Genomic DNA, 16,528 nt, shown 5'->3' with positions numbered 1-16,528 from the left:
CTACTTTATTTGTAAAATCATAAAGACCATAAACACTGAAACCAGGCTGAAACGCAAAAAGTGCACTTGAAATACAGATACAACTAACGATTAATAATTTTTTCATAATATTCTCCTTTTTTTTAATAACAAAATGTTAACAGATACTTTTTTTATTTGTTCCATACACCTACAATCACTATTCCTACTCCAGTTAGTAGTTTGTACCAGTTGTCTTCCCAAAATGCCGGTGCTCTGCCGATGTTAACTGTGACAACATCACCATAATTTAGCGTGTTTGTAGCTCCCCCCATTAATGCAGTTGCTTCGCTAGGGTTGCTGGCTTCCACTACTTGAGATGTTTGGTCACTCATGTCGTATTGAACAACGTAAATTGACCTTGGGGTTAAAAAAACTGAAAAAATAGGTTTTTCATAGTATCTAGATAATTCTGTTAATAAAAAAGTATCTAATTCAGTTAGAGTCAAATCTTTTACTACAATTCGACCTATTTGCGGAATAGAAATGCTACCTTCAGGGGTAATTATTTGTTTAGTGTTTAGCTCAGGATTATTTATAATATCTATTTCTAGTGTGTCACCAGGACAAAGTAAATTGTTGTCGAGTAGTTTGGGGTTGGCTGTTACTTCAACAGAAGAAAGTATTTCTATGTTTCCACTAGTTGTCATGAGTGCGCCTTGAAGCACAATAACACTTGCACTGGGAGTCATTCGAGCTCCCTTTACTATTAGTATGGCATTGTCTGCTGTAATTGTTTTCATAATTGCAGGCTTATGAACAATTGCCGGCTTGATTTTTTTTGTAGCTTTTAAGGATTCAGACTCAACGGCAAAAAGAGGAAGACATAATAGATTCATCAGCGAAATTATTAGTACGACTGTTGTTGTTTTGTGAAAAGTTGAGATGATCTTCATTACATAACACTCCTTTATAGCTGAACATAGTGTGGGCTATCTGCAAACTAATTCCAATGTATGAGGGGAGCTTCTTGTTGACTTTATTCCACTTGAGTTAAGTTCTTTGGAATTGTGTTATATTTTTGATATTTCTCGATAATTAAATGATGGATTAATTCTTTTATAATACTTTGATTAAACTGTTGTAGCTCACTATTTAATTGTTCTTTTTGAGAGCTAGACAAAAACTGATCAATTAGCGGAAACAGTTCTTTTTGTTTTCTTGTAAGCTTATCAAATGACTCACTCAAAGTTCTAAGTAGGGAATGGATTTCTTCTATACATGAATTATTTCCAGTATTGTATTGGGTTTGAAGTAAGGATAATTTTTTTACTAGATAATCTATGAAGTGGTGTTCAGTGGTAACTTCTTTCATTTTAACTGTCATAAGGGGATTAATTGATAAATCAGTTAGTTTTTTAAACAAGATAGATTCTTCACTTTTGAAATATATGGAAGTTAAAAATGTATTGCAAAAAGTAATGATAAAATCAACAAATTCCATGTCTAGGTGATCCATTTCTTCATTTGCATGCAGATAGTTTTTAATATAATTAAAAACTTGACTGATGATTACTAGATCCTCGTTAAGACTAGGCAAATAGTTGTTTTTATTATTGGTGTTCACTATATTTTCATTATCCTTTTTAAGAAGTTTTTAGTGTCTGTTTATTTAGTGTATTGATTATGATTAGATAAACACATGTATGAAAGTCCGTAGTTGTTGACTGTTTTCTTGAAACATTCTTCAGATAACGTTGGTATGTTAAGGTGTTTTGTTAAATAGTCGATCAATAGAAGAAATTAAATGCTCTACGGCAAATGGTTTATTCATGAATAGGTCTACCATTTTTAACCTTTGTTCTTCTAGATTGTGCTCAATTTTATCTTGTTTGCAGAGGGGCGAATACACAGGGCGACCAGAAATCATAATAATTGGAGTGTTGGGTTGCAAAGATTTGAATATTGAAATAAGTTTGATTCCAGAAATTCCTGGTAATTTCATGTCTAACAGAACGAGACGCGGTTGGCAGGACTTAAACAAAACTAGCCCAGTATCGCCTGTATGTGCTGAGAGAACTTGGTATCCCTCGAAGGTTAAAATCTCTGTGATTTCTTCGACAAGTTCTTTGTCATCATCAATAATAAGGATAGTATTATTTGTCATTTTGAGAAACAGGTAAGGTTATGGTAAAGGTGCTTCCATTTCCTGGTTTACTATGGACTTTAATTTTTCCGTGGTGTAAATGCAACAGTTCAAGACATAGAGTTAGCCCTAGCCCATTTCCTTTTGACTTTTTAGTGAAGAAGGGTTTGAAGATAGCCTTTAAGTCTTCTATCTCAATTCCAATACCATTATCTTGAATATCTATTGAAAGCATCGCACCTTTTTGTGTTACATTTATTAGGATAATGCCAGTGGATGAATCAATGGATTGATAAGCGTTATCAAGGACATTCCCAAATATTTCTTGTAATTGAACCGGATCAGCTTCGACAAACAGTTTTTTTATAGTATCAAGATTGGAAGTTAATTGAATAGAATGTTTTTCATATTTTTTTCCCGCATTAATTATTGTTTCCTTTAAGAGAGTTAATAAATCAACTTGTTCGAATTGAGGCGTTTTTATTCTTGCGTAGTTCAATAAATTATTAATAATGCGATCGCTTTCCATGATTTTTTTATCGATATTATCCAAATGGCTTAATATGTCGGGATTTTTGTTTTTTCTTCGGATGTTATAAATAGCTGTACGAATGACGCCAAGTGGGTTTCTGAGTTCGTGAGCCACTGTTGCAGCAAGACTTCCTAGGTCTGACAATCTAAGGGCATCATCTAATTCAACTTGTTGCTCTCCCAACCGAATGCCTTGACTTACAATCATTGTGTCTCTACTCATAAGGTTTTGAGCATTATATTTGTCATCTATTATATTTTTAGTGTTTGTTTGTGATGACAAGACTAACCAAGTAATAACATTTGTCGCAACAATTACGGAGATGATGGTAATTATCATGAGCATTCTATTGATTTCCTGTACTGAGTTGGTGTCATTTTAGTATATTTTTTAAATATACGGATGAATGATTCTGAGTTTTCATATCCAAGATTATCAGATATTTGTTCAACAGATAGTCCTTTATTTTCTAGTAGCTTTTTAGAATGTTTGATTTTTATGTTTATTTTATATCTACTAAAGTTCATGCCAGTATATTGTTTAAAAACTCTACTTAAATATTTTGGACTCATGTAGACAAGTTTAGCAACATCCTCTAAGTTGACCATTTTGTTTACATTGCGTTCAGCAAAATTCATAACGCGTTGAATTTTATCTTCTATTTTGCCGTTTTTGACATCCATTGTTTCAATTTTGGTTTCAATAAGTTTTTTAATAAGTTGTTGGGTTTTTTCTATATCAAGGGGTTTTTCCAGATAATCATCAGCTTCACCTCTTAAAGCATCAAGCACTATGTCTTTAGATCCTGAGCCGGTAAGAATGACTATTGCTATTTCGGGATAAGATTCTCTAATTGTTTTTAAAAGTATAATACCTGTTGTGTCTGGAAGAAAGACATCTAGAAAAATCAAGTCAATTTCATTTGGGCTATTCAAAATATCAAGCGTTTGTTGTCCAGTACCAGCTTCAACAATAGTATATTCGTCGAAGCAATAGATGAACTCTTCACGAAACTCTTTATCATCATCTGCAATTAAAATAGTATACGACATTTTATTAGTATGGCACTTAAATAGAGAAAAGCAACAAACATAATTGATGTATTCTGTTTTGATATTTCAAGTGGAACAAAGTCAGCACAAAACGGTGAGTACACATAGCCCCAACATTCTTTTTATTGTTTAATAAATAAACAAGATATTCAATATCAAAAGTAAGGAGTTAATTATGATAGATTATATAAACGGATGGTTAGATGCTACGATAGACAGGGGATTAGACACGGGAAATGTGGCTTTGATGGCTGCTTTAATTATGATTGCTGTGCTTATTTTTCTTTTGATTATTAGACCATATAAAAACAGAAGAAGGAATAATTCTTAATGTTTGTCTTGTTATTTTAAGGTCAGCAGCGATGACATAATGCAAAAATCACTCGATACTACAATCGTCTTAAATATCCTGTTGAAAATATGCTTTCTTGTGGTATTATGCACATATGAGCATAATGAAAACATCAAGCAAGTTATCACTTATTGATTACATTGGTAATTTTAACGTGCGTTGGGGCATTAATCGTGGTAGTTATCGAGTTAATCCTGGACTATATTCTCTTGGGACACCGAGTGAGGAAAGTCCAGTTTTAGTCACAGCAAACTATAAGCTTAGCTTTGATATGCTTAGAAAATCATTACAAGGTTATTCTGTGTGGATACTAGTTCTTGATACAAAAGGAATAAATGTATGGTGTGCAGCAGGCAAGGGCACCTTTGGTACAGTAGAATTACTGCATCAAATACAGTCAACAGATTTGAATAACGTAGTATCTCATCGTAAACTCGTTCTTCCGCAACTTGGAGCAATAGGAATTGCTGCTCATGAAGTTAAGAAAATATCAGGATTTCAAGTTATTTATGGGCCAGTAAAAGCTTCTGATATACCTGAATTTTTTGAAAATAATTTTAAAGTAACTAAGGGGATGCGCGAGGTTCAATTTACTTTATGGGATAGGCTAGTCTTAACGCCTATCGAATTAGTGCATTCAATTATACCTATGTTTATTATTTCTCTAGTTTTGTCAGCTATTTATGGATTCTCAAACCTTATGTCTATCTTATTTTATCTTTTTATTGCTGTGTTAGCTGGGGCAGTAATAACTCCAGCACTTCTTCCATTTATTCCAAGTAGAAGTTTTTCTTTAAAGGGCGCACTAGTTGGAGCAATCCTTTCTTTGTTTACTTTTTTATGGATAACACCTTCGAATATCTTATTATTTATAAGTTTGATAAGTATGATGACCGTAATTTCATCTTTTTTAGCTATGAATTTTACAGGGTCATCAACCTATACATCTTTATCAGGAGTGAAAAAGGAGATGAGTAGAGCAGTCCCTATGCAGTTTGGTTTTTTAGTTATGGGTGTTATTCTTTTTATTATTAATAGATTTATGGGAGTGTAGCAATGAAACAAGTTTATCTTAAGAATGTCTCTACTTTAACCCTTGATTCTGAGAAGTGTACTGGTTGTGGAATGTGTACAAATGTTTGTCCACACAATGTATTTAGTATACAAGATAACACAGCTGTAATTAATGACAAAGATTTATGTATGGAATGTGGAGCTTGTGAGAAAAATTGTGCATTTGATGCTGTACATGTTAAGTCAGGGGTAGGGTGTGCGGCTGGTATTATATATGGAACGCTAAGAGGCACTGAACCTACTTGTAATTGTTCAGGTGGAGGTTGTTGTTAATGAGACCAAAAAAAATTAGAAACCTATGTTGTGATATTACTGGAGAAAGGTTATTTGCTCCTAAGTGTATGGAAGGTGAGAAAATAGACTATGTTCATCTTACATTAGATGAGTTTGAGGCTATAAGAATGTGTGATAGGGAAAATATGAAACAGGAAGATGTGGCAGAAATAATGAATGTTCATCGAACCACAGTATCTCGTATTCTAACATCAGCACATCAGAAGATAGCTGATGCCTTAATAAATCTTAAGGAAATAAGAATCTCTGGTGATTGTTGTACATATAAAAATAAGGAGGAAAAAAAATGAAAAAAGTATTATTTGTTTGCATCCATAATTCAGCTAGGAGTCAAATGGCAGAGGCGTTCGTCAATAAGTATGGCAAGGGGAAGATTATTGCTGAAAGTGCTGGTCTTGAACCTGGAAAACTTAATCCAATAGTGGTTGAAGTTATGCAAGAAATTGGTATTGATATTTCAAGTAATCCTACCAAAAGTGTTTTTGAATTTTATAAGAAGGGAAATCTTTATACTTCTGTTATAACCGTCTGTGATGAAGCAAGTGGTGAACAATGTTCGATTTTTCCAGGAATTACTGAGCGGTTACATTGGGGGTTCCCAGACCCTTCTAGTTTTCAAGGTACCCATGAAGAAAAAATTGCAGCTACCCGTAAGGTTAGAGATGAGATTGAGGCAAAGATTAAAGAGTGGATTAAGGAGAATATTTAATGAGTGTCTTTGAACGATATTTATCTTTATGGGTTATATTATGCATGGTGGTTGGTGTAGTTATAGGTAAGTTTTTGCCAGCAATACCGTTACTTCTAAGTCAATTTGAATATGCCAATGTTTCCATCCCCATAGCTGTTCTTATTTGGCTGATGATTTACCCAATGATGCTTAAGGTTGATTTCACCAGTATAAAAGATATTGGTAAAAATCCTAAGGGTTTATACATAACATGGGTTGCAAATTGGCTGATTAAGCCTTTTACAATGTATGCCATTGCATATTTCTTTTTATTCATAGTTTTCAAGGCCTTAATCCCTGCAGAATTAGCCAAAGATTATTTGGCAGGGGCAATCTTGCTTGGTGCTGCTCCCTGTACAGCAATGGTATTTGTTTGGAGTCATTTAACTAAAGGTAATCCAGCATATACAGTAGTTCAAGTAGCTACTAATGACATTATCATTCTTTTTGCCTTTACCCCGATAGTTGCTTTTTTGCTTGGTATTGGGGGGATAACTATTCCTTTGGATACCCTTATTTTAAGTGTTGTTCTTTTTGTGGTAATTCCTTTATTCGGTGGTATTTTGACAAGGATATATGTTATTAGAAAGTATGGGATAAATTATTTTAATAATGAATTTGTAACTAAATTTAATAAAGTTACAATTAGTGGGTTATTGTTAACCTTGATTATTATTTTTTCTTTTCAAGGGGAGGTAATAATAAACAATCCATTACATATTATTTTGATTGCCATCCCTTTAACGATTCAAACTTTTCTAATTTTTTCCATTGCCTATTTGTTTAGCAGGAAACTTAAGTTAGCCCATAATATTGGAGCTCCTGCAGGAATGATAGGTGCGTCTAATTTTTTTGAACTATCAGTTGCAGTTGCCTTATCTTTGTTTGGTTCATCATCACCAGTAGTGCTAGCTACAATTGTTGGTGTTTTAGTGGAAGTACCAGTTATGCTTGTGTTAGTTAGAATTGCAAATAAGAGTAAGTATTGGTATGAATCTGCGATTAATTAATAAATTTAAAAGAGGAAAATAAATGAAGGTTTTTTCGTAAATAAGTTGAAAGAAATTGGAGTTTGTATAGATAACACTGCAGATACAGCGTTTTTTCCATTATCCTGTCATTCTGAACCGAAGGTCTAGCGACAGCGTTCACTTGATTCAGGATCCAGCAACCAACCGTTATCAAAAAATCAGGGTAGTGAGATTTATTTTAAAAGAAAGTGATGTACAGCCATTTTATTTTATAAAATGGCTGGCCTATAAGGACTCGAACCTCAAACGTCTGGACCAAAACCAGATGTGTTACCATTACACCATAGGCCAATTCACAAAACAATCTATCAAAATCCCAGTGTCAATGCATTACCATTACACTCCCGAAATTGTCTAAATCTTTGATTTAGGAGCAATTTCGAGGATCCTCGAATAATAATAAAATCAAAGATTTTTAATTATTCGGGACATAGGCCAATTCACTGTTAATTATTTTCAAATATTACCACTTAACAAAAAGTGGCTTGCCGTGTACCTGAGCACAAAGTGCGAATGGTACATGGCGGAGAGTGAGGGATTTGAACCCCCGGTACGTTTCCGCACAATAGTTTTCAAGACTACCGCCATCAACCACTCGGCCAACTCTCCAATTATAGCTTCTTTATATACGCAAGAAGTCTATCTTTACTTTTCAAATTTTTCAATTTTTTTTCAAGTTCCATTGCCATTGATCTCGAGTCAAAGGCAAAAGAGAATATAATTCTCCAAGGCAAATAAGACTTAGTAGATTTTACTTTTCCAGTATTATGTAGTATAAATCTTTTCTCTAAGTTCATTGTTTGACCTATATACATTTTATTGTTATATAGGCTTTGTAACACATAGGTAGTATATTTCAATACTCCACCTCCATCAACTCCCGAAATTGTCTGAATCTGTGATTCAGGAACAATTTCGAGGATCCTCGAATAATAATAAAATCAAAGATTTTTGATTATTCGGGACACTCGGCCAACTCTCCAATTGTTCCCCTTAGAAATTTGTAACTAAGGATGGGTTACATTTAAATGCTGGCTTCACTTATTTGAAAGCCGAAAATCATTCTACAATTAAAATACTAATTTTTAAAGTAGGCTTTAATCATTTCTTTTGGTTTTGAGATATAATCTTGTAAATATACATGACTACAAACCCTAGATCCTTGTTTAATAAAAGTCTTTCCCTTTAAATGAACAAAAGGTTCAATCACAACGTCTTGTTCAATTTTAACTTCTGGTTCGATGAATGTTGTTTCGGGACTTAATAGCGTAATACCATTAGAGAGGTGTTTCTCTACGGAGGCTTTGTATATATATTGAGCAATATTAGATAAATCATGTCTAGAGTTAATTCCTCTTAGTAAATTGTACTCATGGAATAAGTATGGATGAATGCTTAGGTGCTTTTCATTTCCTATTTTGATGATGTCAGTAAGGTAAAATTCCTTTTGTTTGTTGTTCGGCTTAATTTCTTTAAGTAAGCTAAATAGTAGGCTAGTTTTGACTAAATAAATACCCGAGTTTATTTCACAGATTTTTTTCTCTGTTTCATCTGCATCTTTTTCTTCTACTATTTTAAGTAGTCTATTAAAACTAGCATCACGGATAATTCTCCCATATCCTTTTGGGTCATCGATTTTTGTTGTTAAAACAGTTACATCTGACTTTTGAATGGAATGGTATTCGAAAAAGTTTTTAATCATTTCTTCGCTAACCAGAGGAACGTCTCCTGCTAGTATCAATGTTGAAGAATTATTCATATTGATGACTGGTTCAACCTGCGCAACTGCATGTCCAGTACCAAGTTGTTCCTTTTGCCAGACAAACTGTGTGTTAGGGTATTTGGCTTGTACTATTTGCTGAACTTCTTCACCTTTATGACCAATGATGAGATAAGTGTTTTCTTGAATAATACATTTAGAAATATTGTCTAGTAAGTGCAAGATAATTGGCTTATTAATCAGCTCAACTGCAACTTTACTGCTTTCTGTTTTCAGTCTTGTTCCTTTACCTGCTGCAAGGATGATGGTGTTGAACATATTCGGTCTCCTTATTGGTACATTAGTTGGAGTATAGCTTTTTGTGTCCAAAGTCTATTCTCAGCTTGATCAAATACTACAGACCTGTCGCAGTCGATTACTTCATCTGTTACTTCTTGTCCTCTATGCGCAGGTAAACAATGCATAAATATTGCATCACTATTTGCAGCTTCAAACAATCTTTCATTCACTTGAAAGTTTGCAAAAATTTGAATTCTTTTTTTTGCTTCTTCTTCCATTCCCATTGATGTCCAAGTATCAGTGTATACAACATCGGCTCCTTGAACCGCTTTGTAAGCATCATTGGTGATTGTAATTTTGCAATTATTTTTTACAGCATCGCGTTTAGCTAGTTTAACAATATCACTATCAGGCTCGAACCCTTTAGGTGAAGCGATGGTTATATCAATTCCCGTTTTGGACGCTATTAGTAGAAGAGAGTTGGCTATATTAAATCCATCTCCAATATAGGTTACCTTAACTTTTTCTTTATTAAAGTTTTCTTTTATTGTTAGATAATCTGCCATTATTTGGCAGGGATGATATTTATCAGTTAAGGCATTTATTACTGGTACAGAAGAATGTTTTGCTAATTCTTCTACATCATCATGCGCAAATGTTCTAATGATAATTCCATCAACGTATCTGGAAAGAGTTTTTGCTACATCATGCAGACTTTCTCTTCCACCCATGGATGACTGGTGGATGCTAATAGGATGACCGCCAAGCTGAGTGATTGCAACATGGAAAGAAACAAATGTTCTCGTGGATGGTTTTGCAAAGAGTAGTGCAAAGGATTTACCTTTTAATGTTTCTCTCGTGATCCCAGCTTTCGCTTCTTTTTTTAGCAAAATTGCCATATTGGTAATTGACTCTATTTCTTCTTTAGAAAGGTCTGATATATTTATGAAGTGATTTAGTGACATTGTTTATTCCTTTTTCTTAATCATCGTACCTATCCCGTAATCAGTAAAAAGTTCTAAGAGGATAGAGTGGTTTATTTCTCCACTAATTATATGGACGTTATTTACGCCACCTTGGATGGATTCTAAACAGGAGGTTATTTTAGGAATCATTCCTCCAGAAATAACTCCAGTTTTTATCAATTCTTCTGCTTCTTCCGCAATAATTTGTTTGATTATTTCTTTTTTTTCATTAAGTATTCCTTCAACGTTAGATAAGTAAATTAATTTTTCTGCTTTGATAGCGATGGCAATGTCCGAAGCTACATAGTCTGCATTGATGTTAAGTGTTTCATTGTTTTCATCAACACCAACAGTAGAGATTACAGGGATGTAACCTTTTTCTATTGTGTCTAAAATTACACTTGGGTTTACTTTAGTTACTTGACCAGCATGACCAAGTTTTGCTTCGTTTATTTTTTTGCCTTGTATCATGTTGCCATCTTTACCGCTGAGTCCTATTGCTTTGCCTCCAGCGGAATTAATGAGACCAACAATGGCTTTGTTGACTTTGCCGGTAAGAACCATCTCGGTCACTTCCATCGCTTGTTTAGAAGTTTTTCGTAATCCGTCAATAAACTCAGTTTCAATATTAAGCTTATCTAACCAAGTAGTAATTTCTTTACCACCACCATGCACTAGTACTGGATTAATGCCGACAAACTTTAGCAAAACAATATCAACAGCAACTGATTTTTGTAGTGCTTCGTTTTCCATGGCAGCACCGCCGTATTTAATGACTATAGTTTTACCAGCAAATTTTTGAATGTAAGGAAGTGCTTCTAATAATATTTGGGCTTTTTCAATATATTTATTTATCATAAATCTATTTTATTATCATTTACCAACTATAACAAGAAGAGAGATGGTTAAACCATGATAAATAACGAATTTTTGGCTTTTTGTTGTCTTGCATAGCGAAAAGGATTTAGTCTTAAAGCTGTAAGTCTTTCTGGAGTTTTAAAAAAACGTAGTATCTCTTCCCTAGTTTCAGGAGGAAGTTCATCATAATGTCTCATCATTTCATTGATTTTATAGGAAAGTGCTACATGCCTTGTTTTATCATCCATCATGACGCAACTCCTATGAGTTCTAGTAACTCTTCGTAAGCAGAGAGTACTTCTTCCGCAGTATCTCCATCCATAAATTCTAACTGTTGTCTTAAATCCATGATTTCTTTAACATAATCCTTGGCTTCATCAGATAATTTATCCAGGTCTTCTTCTTTTTCAATTGCTAACTCTTCAGAGAAAGATAATTGTTTTTCTAGTTTTTTGTATTTTTCTTCCAACATTTTTTGTAGTTCTGGTGATAATACCAGTCCTTGGGCTACCACGTGTTGAATAAAGGTCATCAGGTTAGCTGTTTCTCTGGCGTTTTGTGAGGACTGTGAAAGAAAAGAATCTAGCATTTTTTCTAGCACATCTCCTTTATTATTAAAAGTCGCTCCCGCTTCTTTTAATTTTCCTTCTTTGATTAGTCCAAGCAAATTAGCTGCCATTATTTGTACTTCTGGCGAGGTTATTTCTATTTTAGGCGTATTGTTCATGATATTTGTATCTTGTTGCATTTTGTTTTGTGTTTGGTTCAAGAGCTTATCCATTTGTTTAGGAAGATCATGGATTTGTTCTGACAATGTTTCAACATTAAAGCTTTTTAGAATAGTAGATAGATCTTCAGTTGTTTTAGAGCTATTTGAATTTAACATGTTTTTTACAAAATCTTTGACGGTTAACTGCTTAGACAATAAACTTTTAACCCCTTGAGACAAAGATTCTTGGTTAACGGGTTGTTTTTCTGTTTCAAAGTACTCTTTTATTTCTTTTGTTATTTGTTGCTCAGTAGACGGCGAATATGTCTTGATATTTGCTGGTATATTATTAATGGATAAATTGTTTTGCATCATTAACCCCTTCAGTTATAGATCTTGCCCATTATTTAAGATTTTAAACATTTTTATTTGATTATATTTGTCAAGACTGGATACATCGTTACCCCCTAGAGGAGAATTTTTAAACAAATCAGGAAACATATTAAAACCAAAAGGATCGGATCCCCAACCAAACAATTCATCGAAGCTAGAAAAGAAATCTTTTTTAGGATAGCAGTGTTTTAGATATAGCTCTTGGCACTCTTCTAATACAACTGGCATAACATTAAATACGGACAATTTAACACCATCTTCTACTTTTGCTAATTCATATGGTGTTTTATTATCTCTATAACTATTTTTTCTTAAATAATTAAAATCTATCAAATAGATATATTGTTTTCTCATCAAGTCTTTTACGCTACTTATATCTTCTATATCATAAAACTCATCCTCTACTAACCTATGAAATGTTTCTACATCACTATTAAATGTTGGGCTTGCTGGTGGAATTCTTCCTATTTTAGATTTATATATATCCTCTATAATTGTTTCTACTGGTGTTTTCCCTTGTTTCTTATTCCCACAAGCAAAAAATTCTGCTCCATTGTCCATTTGCCAGGTGATCTCTTTTACATCGAATCCTTCTGCCTTTATATGTTCCATAAGATAACTTATAAATGTTGCTGCATTTGCGCTATTGTTATTATACGCATAGCATACAAAGCTTGCTCCTGTTTTTACGTCTCTTGCAGTAAACTCATATTTAGGCAATTTCCCTCGACTATATATATTCCAATATTGAGGGATATCTGTTAGCACTTTTACATCTACTTGGATTTTATCAAATAGCTTTGTTAGTTTCTTTACACCCCAGAGCAAATTCCTTGTTTTTTTCTTTGTTTTCTTTTCTTTTTTTAATCCATGCTCATTAACTATTCTTTGGATACAGCCTTTCCCACATTTAAGATCAAATCTTTCTATCAGTCTTTTTGCCCCAAATTTATGTTTGGTTTGTAATCTTAATTGGATTATCTTTGTTTCAAACGCAGAACTACATTTATTAGGACTATTCTTTGGCTTTTTACTAATATCCGCTAATCCTTTCAACCCTTTTTCTTTGTATCTACCAACCCATTTACGCACTGTTTGTACACTAATATTATATTCTCTACTACATGGTTTATTCCCATATTTAATGGCAAATTTCACTAATTTATATCTATAATCAAACTTGCCTTGTTCACTCATATGTTTTATTGTTTCTCCATATTTCAACAATAATCATCTCCTTTCAGAAGATGATTTTACTTTCATTTATTTTATAAATCATTTGAATTATTCTTTTATAATATCCTTTGCCCATACTCTTCATTATTTCTCTATCTAGGGGGTAAGTATCTCTCAGGTCTGGAACATTATTTGATTATATTAACCCCCTCTGGGCTCTCGCCCATCTCCCCGCAAGGAGGAGAATATTTGTTCTTTTTGTTCCCCCTTGTGGGGAGCTGTCAGTCCTCCTTAGGCGGACTGACTGAGGGGGTTAAAAGAAGAGAAGTGGAATAAAAAGTAAATCATGATAAAATACAAATTATGATTAAAGCTAACCAAAATATTCTAGACGTTAAACCTTATATCCCAGGTAAACCCATTGAAGAAGTTCAACGAGAGCTTGGTATTGAAAAAGTAGTTAAGCTTGCAAGCAACGAAAACAATCTTGGCGTTCCTAAGAAAGTTATAGAAAAAATTCAGCACAAGTTAGCCGAGTTGTTTCTTTACCCTGATGGTTCATGTTTTAAGTTAAGGACTAAATTAGCAGAAAAATTAGCTGTTGATAAAGACCAACTTATTTTTGGAAATGGATCTGATGAGATACTACAAATTATTGCCTTGGCCTATTTAGGTGCTGATAAATCTGCAATAGTAGCCAATGGAACTTTCTCGGAATATGAGTTTGTGGCAAGACTTTTAAATGCCAAGAGGTTAGTCGTTCCTTTAAAAGACTATGCCTATGATTTACAGGGATTTTTGGATGCTATAAGTGATGAAACAAATGTTATTTTTTTATGTAACCCGAATAACCCAACCGGTACTTATTTTTCTGCTCAACAACTTGAAAATTTCTTAGAAAAAGTTCCTGCAAACAAACTAGTTGTTATAGATGAAGCCTATTATGAGTATGCCTATGGTGATGATTTTCCTGAGTCCATACCACTATTAAAAAAGTATCAGAATACAATTATTCTTAGAACTTTTTCTAAGGTATATTCTTTAGCTGGAAGCAGGATAGGTTATGGTATTGCTTCTAAAGAAATTATTGATGTGCTGAATCGTGCCAGGCAGCCGTTTAATGTCAATTCAATAGCTCAAGAATGTGCTTTAGTTGCTTTAGACGAAGATGGTTGGGTGGAAGAAGTAAGGAAAGCAAATGATGAGCAAAAAGAGTATTTTTATTCTGAGTTAGACAAACTAGGCGTGAAATATATCCCCACCAAGGCAAACTTTATCTTTATAGACGTTCAGCGAGACGCAAACGCTGTTTTTCAGTCACTGATGAAGCTAGGAGTAATAATTAGACCAATGACTGGTTTTGGCTTCCCTAAGGCAATCAGGGTGAGCGTAGGACTGCCAGCAGAAAATAAACTTTTTATTGAGTGTTTTAAAAAAGTTTTATAGTATAATATTTCAGCGTTAGCCCCTGTAGCTCAGTTGGTAGAGCGCATCCATGGTAAGGATGAGGTCGTCAGTTCAATTCTGACCGGGGGCTCCATTTTTTTAGACAGTATGTAGTTATTTTTATTAGATAATTGTATGTTAATTCTAATATTAGTTTATTCTGGTTATTTTGGGGAGTCAAAGGAGTTAGTCGTTTCTCCTTGTGGCCAGAAAAGATTTTTTTCTATGGATGATTGATGTAAATAAATTCTTTTTAAATGTGCTCTAAAATAGGCTAGTTTATCTTCGGAAATTGACTTAATAATATTAGTTTCTTCCATGGGATCTTTTACTAAATCATAGACATACTCGGTATTTACTTTTTCATTGTATCTGTATTTTAAGGGGTAAGCTATTATAGCAAAATGTTTTGCATATGGCTGAATTAAATATTGTGGATTATCGGTTTTTTTCGAGAATATTGATTCTCCAATAAAATTATTTTTACCAATATCTAAAGAGAGTAAATCTATAATTGTAGGTGCGATATCAAGCTGAGAAAACGACCTTGATATAATTTTGGGTTCTAGTTTATCTCCCCAGGTAATAAATAATGGTATTCTGAATGATTCCTCGTGATAGCCAGCTTCAAGGTGATAGTTTTTATGTTCTCCCATGGGAAAAGCATGATCTGCTGTAATTAGAATTATACTATTTTTTAATATCCCTAGTTCTTTTAATTTTTTGTAAAAAACTTCAATTCCTTTGTCTGTCATATTTATTGCATTTGCATAATATTGCTTAAATTTAGTTGGTTCAGGGTAGATATTTCTATCGCTTTCATGAACACATTGAAAAGGGAAATGTGCTACGCTAGTTTTAATAATTACAAATTGAGGTTTTCCTGATATTGATATTTCGTTAAAAAAGTCAGGAAATTTATTGAAAAATATATGGTCTGGTGTTCCCCAACCAAATTTTAATTTTTTTTCATCCTCAGTAAGGTATTTATCTACAATTTGAAATCTATCAAATCCTCTTTTTATTAGATATTCATAAGTATTGTCAAAGTTTCTTTTATGGTAAGCACTAAAAATAGAAGTATCATAACCAGATCTTTTTAAGACAGTTCCAATTGATTCTACGTCTAAGTCGCTAAATTTAGTGAAAACTTTGCCACTAGTACTTGGGATCATTCCGAACATGGTTGCGAAATGACCTTTTGCTGTTTGAACAGAGTTTCCATAGAAATTTTCGGCGTAGACACTTTTATTCATTAAATTATTAAGAAAAGGGGTATGTTCAATGCCATTGGTTTCTTTGCCTAAAGAGCTAGTATTTAACGATTCTAGTATTAATAAAAAAACATGAGGTTTTTGAGCATAAGGAATGTTAATATTATTGAAATGAGTACCATCATTAATAAAAGTACTTTGGGTTTCTTCAAAGGTCGCTTTTACGTTATTTGAATTATTATAATAATTGATGGATGTTCGAAAAAAACTCATGATTGGGTCATAAGAATCAATAGGGATTAATAATAAAAACAGATAAGTAGTTACTAATATTATAAATTTAAATATATGTTTATTTTGTTGTATTCCTTTAGAAACAGCTTTTTTCCAAACTTCAAAAATAATAAATATTACTATAATAACAGGAACATATAAAAAAGTTCCTGGGTCCAAAGAACCTGCCATTACAGTTAACGCTTCTTTGGAAAATGAGCTTGTTATATTATCAGCCAGAACTGACCAATCAAGATGTTCACCAGTTTTGAAAAGATAAGCTGATAATAGTCCAAAACAGAGTATATAAAAGTAGGCCATCAGTG

Annotated in this window: 20 protein-coding genes and 3 tRNA genes; 8 read left to right on the top strand and 15 right to left on the bottom strand. The window is 33.3% G+C overall.

Annotated elements, in window-relative coordinates; translation table 11 throughout:
- Positions 1-152 precede the first annotated feature (152 nt).
- The 5 genes from PHF25_05585 to PHF25_05565 all read right to left on the bottom strand — a co-directional run bounded on the left by PHF25_05585 (position 153) and on the right by PHF25_05565 (position 3,688).
- Positions 153-914 carry a polysaccharide biosynthesis/export family protein gene (locus PHF25_05585; protein MDD4527492.1) on the bottom strand — a complete coding sequence of 254 codons (762 nt, stop codon included), beginning with the start codon at positions 912-914 and terminating at the stop codon, positions 153-155.
- Between the two features lie 83 nt (positions 915-997).
- Positions 998-1,585, bottom strand: a complete 588-nt coding sequence (locus PHF25_05580; protein ID MDD4527491.1) for a hypothetical protein — start codon at positions 1,583-1,585, stop codon at positions 998-1,000.
- A gap of 138 nt (positions 1,586-1,723) precedes the next feature.
- The gene (locus tag PHF25_05575) at positions 1,724-2,125 is read right to left on the bottom strand and encodes a response regulator (GenBank protein MDD4527490.1); all 402 of its coding nucleotides are present in this window, start codon (positions 2,123-2,125) and stop codon (positions 1,724-1,726) included.
- The gene (locus tag PHF25_05570; protein MDD4527489.1) at positions 2,115-2,981 is read right to left on the bottom strand and encodes an ATP-binding protein; all 867 of its coding nucleotides are present in this window, start codon (positions 2,979-2,981) and stop codon (positions 2,115-2,117) included. The genes PHF25_05575 and PHF25_05570 overlap by 11 nt, the downstream gene beginning before the upstream one ends.
- Positions 2,972-3,688, bottom strand: coding sequence for a response regulator transcription factor (locus PHF25_05565; GenBank protein ID MDD4527488.1), 717 nt, complete (start codon positions 3,686-3,688; stop codon positions 2,972-2,974). Before PHF25_05565 ends, PHF25_05570 begins: the two co-directional genes overlap by 10 nt.
- Before the next feature lie 175 nt (positions 3,689-3,863).
- On the opposite strand from PHF25_05565, the gene PHF25_05560 reads away from it, so the two are divergent.
- From PHF25_05560 to arsB, 6 genes are all read left to right on the top strand, one after another.
- Positions 3,864-4,019, top strand: a complete 156-nt coding sequence (locus PHF25_05560; protein MDD4527487.1) for a hypothetical protein — start codon at positions 3,864-3,866, stop codon at positions 4,017-4,019.
- A gap of 97 nt (positions 4,020-4,116) precedes the next feature.
- On the top strand, positions 4,117-5,094 hold the full coding sequence (hgcA, locus tag PHF25_05555; GenBank protein MDD4527486.1) for a mercury methylation corrinoid protein HgcA: 978 nt from the start codon (positions 4,117-4,119) through the stop codon (positions 5,092-5,094).
- A 2-nt stretch (positions 5,095-5,096) separates the two neighbouring features.
- Positions 5,097-5,387, top strand: a complete 291-nt coding sequence (hgcB, locus tag PHF25_05550) for a mercury methylation ferredoxin HgcB (protein MDD4527485.1) — start codon at positions 5,097-5,099, stop codon at positions 5,385-5,387.
- Entirely contained in the window at positions 5,387-5,698 is a 312-nt protein-coding gene (locus tag PHF25_05545) for a DUF134 domain-containing protein (protein ID MDD4527484.1), read from the top strand. The genes hgcB and PHF25_05545 overlap by 1 nt, the downstream gene beginning before the upstream one ends.
- Complete coding sequence (locus PHF25_05540) at positions 5,695-6,117, top strand: arsenate reductase ArsC (GenBank protein ID MDD4527483.1); 423 nt, start codon at positions 5,695-5,697, stop codon at positions 6,115-6,117. The genes PHF25_05545 and PHF25_05540 overlap by 4 nt, the downstream gene beginning before the upstream one ends.
- Entirely contained in the window at positions 6,117-7,148 is a 1,032-nt protein-coding gene (gene arsB, locus PHF25_05535) for an ACR3 family arsenite efflux transporter (GenBank protein MDD4527482.1), read from the top strand. Before PHF25_05540 ends, arsB begins: the two co-directional genes overlap by 1 nt.
- A 238-nt stretch (positions 7,149-7,386) precedes the next feature.
- On the opposite strand, the gene PHF25_05530 is transcribed toward arsB, so the two are convergent.
- From PHF25_05530 to PHF25_05490, 9 genes are all read right to left on the bottom strand, one after another.
- Positions 7,387-7,460: transfer RNA gene (locus PHF25_05530), tRNA-Gln, on the bottom strand.
- 230 nt (positions 7,461-7,690) lie between these two features.
- Positions 7,691-7,778: transfer RNA gene (locus PHF25_05525), tRNA-Ser, on the bottom strand.
- A gap of 2 nt (positions 7,779-7,780) precedes the next feature.
- Entirely contained in the window at positions 7,781-8,029 is a 249-nt protein-coding gene (locus PHF25_05520) for a GIY-YIG nuclease family protein (protein ID MDD4527481.1), read from the bottom strand.
- Positions 8,030-8,247: 218 nt separating this feature from the next.
- Positions 8,248-9,207, bottom strand: a complete 960-nt coding sequence (locus PHF25_05515; GenBank protein ID MDD4527480.1) for a sugar phosphate nucleotidyltransferase — start codon at positions 9,205-9,207, stop codon at positions 8,248-8,250.
- Positions 9,208-9,218: 11 nt separating this feature from the next.
- A complete protein-coding gene (argF, locus tag PHF25_05510; protein ID MDD4527479.1) occupies positions 9,219-10,133 on the bottom strand; it encodes an ornithine carbamoyltransferase in 915 nt (304 codons plus the stop codon).
- A gap of 3 nt (positions 10,134-10,136) precedes the next feature.
- Positions 10,137-10,991 (bottom strand): acetylglutamate kinase, encoded by an 855-nt coding sequence (gene argB / locus PHF25_05505; GenBank protein MDD4527478.1) that lies wholly within the window; start codon positions 10,989-10,991, stop codon positions 10,137-10,139.
- A gap of 47 nt (positions 10,992-11,038) precedes the next feature.
- Entirely contained in the window at positions 11,039-11,242 is a 204-nt protein-coding gene (locus tag PHF25_05500) for a hypothetical protein (protein MDD4527477.1), read from the bottom strand.
- Positions 11,239-12,075, bottom strand: coding sequence for a hypothetical protein (locus PHF25_05495; GenBank protein ID MDD4527476.1), 837 nt, complete (start codon positions 12,073-12,075; stop codon positions 11,239-11,241). Before PHF25_05495 ends, PHF25_05500 begins: the two co-directional genes overlap by 4 nt.
- A gap of 12 nt (positions 12,076-12,087) precedes the next feature.
- Entirely contained in the window at positions 12,088-13,320 is a 1,233-nt protein-coding gene (locus PHF25_05490) for a leucine zipper domain-containing protein (protein ID MDD4527475.1), read from the bottom strand.
- A 312-nt stretch (positions 13,321-13,632) separates the two neighbouring features.
- Between PHF25_05490 and hisC the strand changes: the two genes are divergently transcribed.
- Both hisC and PHF25_05480 read left to right on the top strand, forming a co-directional pair.
- Complete coding sequence (gene hisC / locus PHF25_05485; protein ID MDD4527474.1) at positions 13,633-14,715, top strand: histidinol-phosphate transaminase; 1,083 nt, start codon at positions 13,633-13,635, stop codon at positions 14,713-14,715.
- Positions 14,716-14,733: 18 nt separating this feature from the next.
- Positions 14,734-14,809 (top strand) — tRNA-Thr (locus PHF25_05480).
- Between the two features lie 70 nt (positions 14,810-14,879).
- Here the strand turns inward: PHF25_05480 and PHF25_05475 are convergent.
- Positions 14,880-16,528, bottom strand: a 1,649-nt coding sequence (locus PHF25_05475) for a sulfatase-like hydrolase/transferase (protein ID MDD4527473.1), incomplete at its 5' end; no start/stop codon positions are given.

The organism is Candidatus Margulisiibacteriota bacterium, assembly GCA_028706105.1.
Classification (GTDB): domain Bacteria; phylum Margulisbacteria; class Riflemargulisbacteria; order GWF2-35-9; family DYQY01; genus DYQY01.
This window is presented reverse-complemented; position numbering and strand designations above follow the sequence as displayed.

Excerpts from the sequence above, each read along its gene's own strand:
- PHF25_05585 (MDD4527492.1), bottom strand. The coding sequence starts at position 914 with ATGAAGATCATCTCAACTTTTCACAAAACAACAACAGTCGTACTAATA.
- PHF25_05575 (MDD4527490.1), bottom strand. The coding sequence starts at position 2,125 with ATGACAAATAATACTATCCTTATTATTGATGATGACAAAGAACTTGTC.
- PHF25_05570 (MDD4527489.1), bottom strand. The coding sequence starts at position 2,981 with ATGCTCATGATAATTACCATCATCTCCGTAATTGTTGCGACAAATGTT.
- PHF25_05565 (MDD4527488.1), bottom strand. The coding sequence starts at position 3,688 with ATGTCGTATACTATTTTAATTGCAGATGATGATAAAGAGTTTCGTGAA.
- PHF25_05560 (MDD4527487.1), top strand. The coding sequence starts at position 3,864 with ATGATAGATTATATAAACGGATGGTTAGATGCTACGATAGACAGGGGA.
- hgcB (MDD4527485.1), top strand. The coding sequence starts at position 5,097 with ATGAAACAAGTTTATCTTAAGAATGTCTCTACTTTAACCCTTGATTCT.
- PHF25_05545 (MDD4527484.1), top strand. The coding sequence starts at position 5,387 with ATGAGACCAAAAAAAATTAGAAACCTATGTTGTGATATTACTGGAGAA.
- PHF25_05540 (MDD4527483.1), top strand. The coding sequence starts at position 5,695 with ATGAAAAAAGTATTATTTGTTTGCATCCATAATTCAGCTAGGAGTCAA.
- arsB (MDD4527482.1), top strand. The coding sequence starts at position 6,117 with ATGAGTGTCTTTGAACGATATTTATCTTTATGGGTTATATTATGCATG.
- PHF25_05515 (MDD4527480.1), bottom strand. The coding sequence starts at position 9,207 with ATGTTCAACACCATCATCCTTGCAGCAGGTAAAGGAACAAGACTGAAA.
- argF (MDD4527479.1), bottom strand. The coding sequence starts at position 10,133 with ATGTCACTAAATCACTTCATAAATATATCAGACCTTTCTAAAGAAGAA.
- argB (MDD4527478.1), bottom strand. The coding sequence starts at position 10,991 with ATGATAAATAAATATATTGAAAAAGCCCAAATATTATTAGAAGCACTT.
- PHF25_05500 (MDD4527477.1), bottom strand. The coding sequence starts at position 11,242 with ATGATGGATGATAAAACAAGGCATGTAGCACTTTCCTATAAAATCAAT.
- PHF25_05495 (MDD4527476.1), bottom strand. The coding sequence starts at position 12,075 with ATGATGCAAAACAATTTATCCATTAATAATATACCAGCAAATATCAAG.
- hisC (MDD4527474.1), top strand. The coding sequence starts at position 13,633 with ATGATTAAAGCTAACCAAAATATTCTAGACGTTAAACCTTATATCCCA.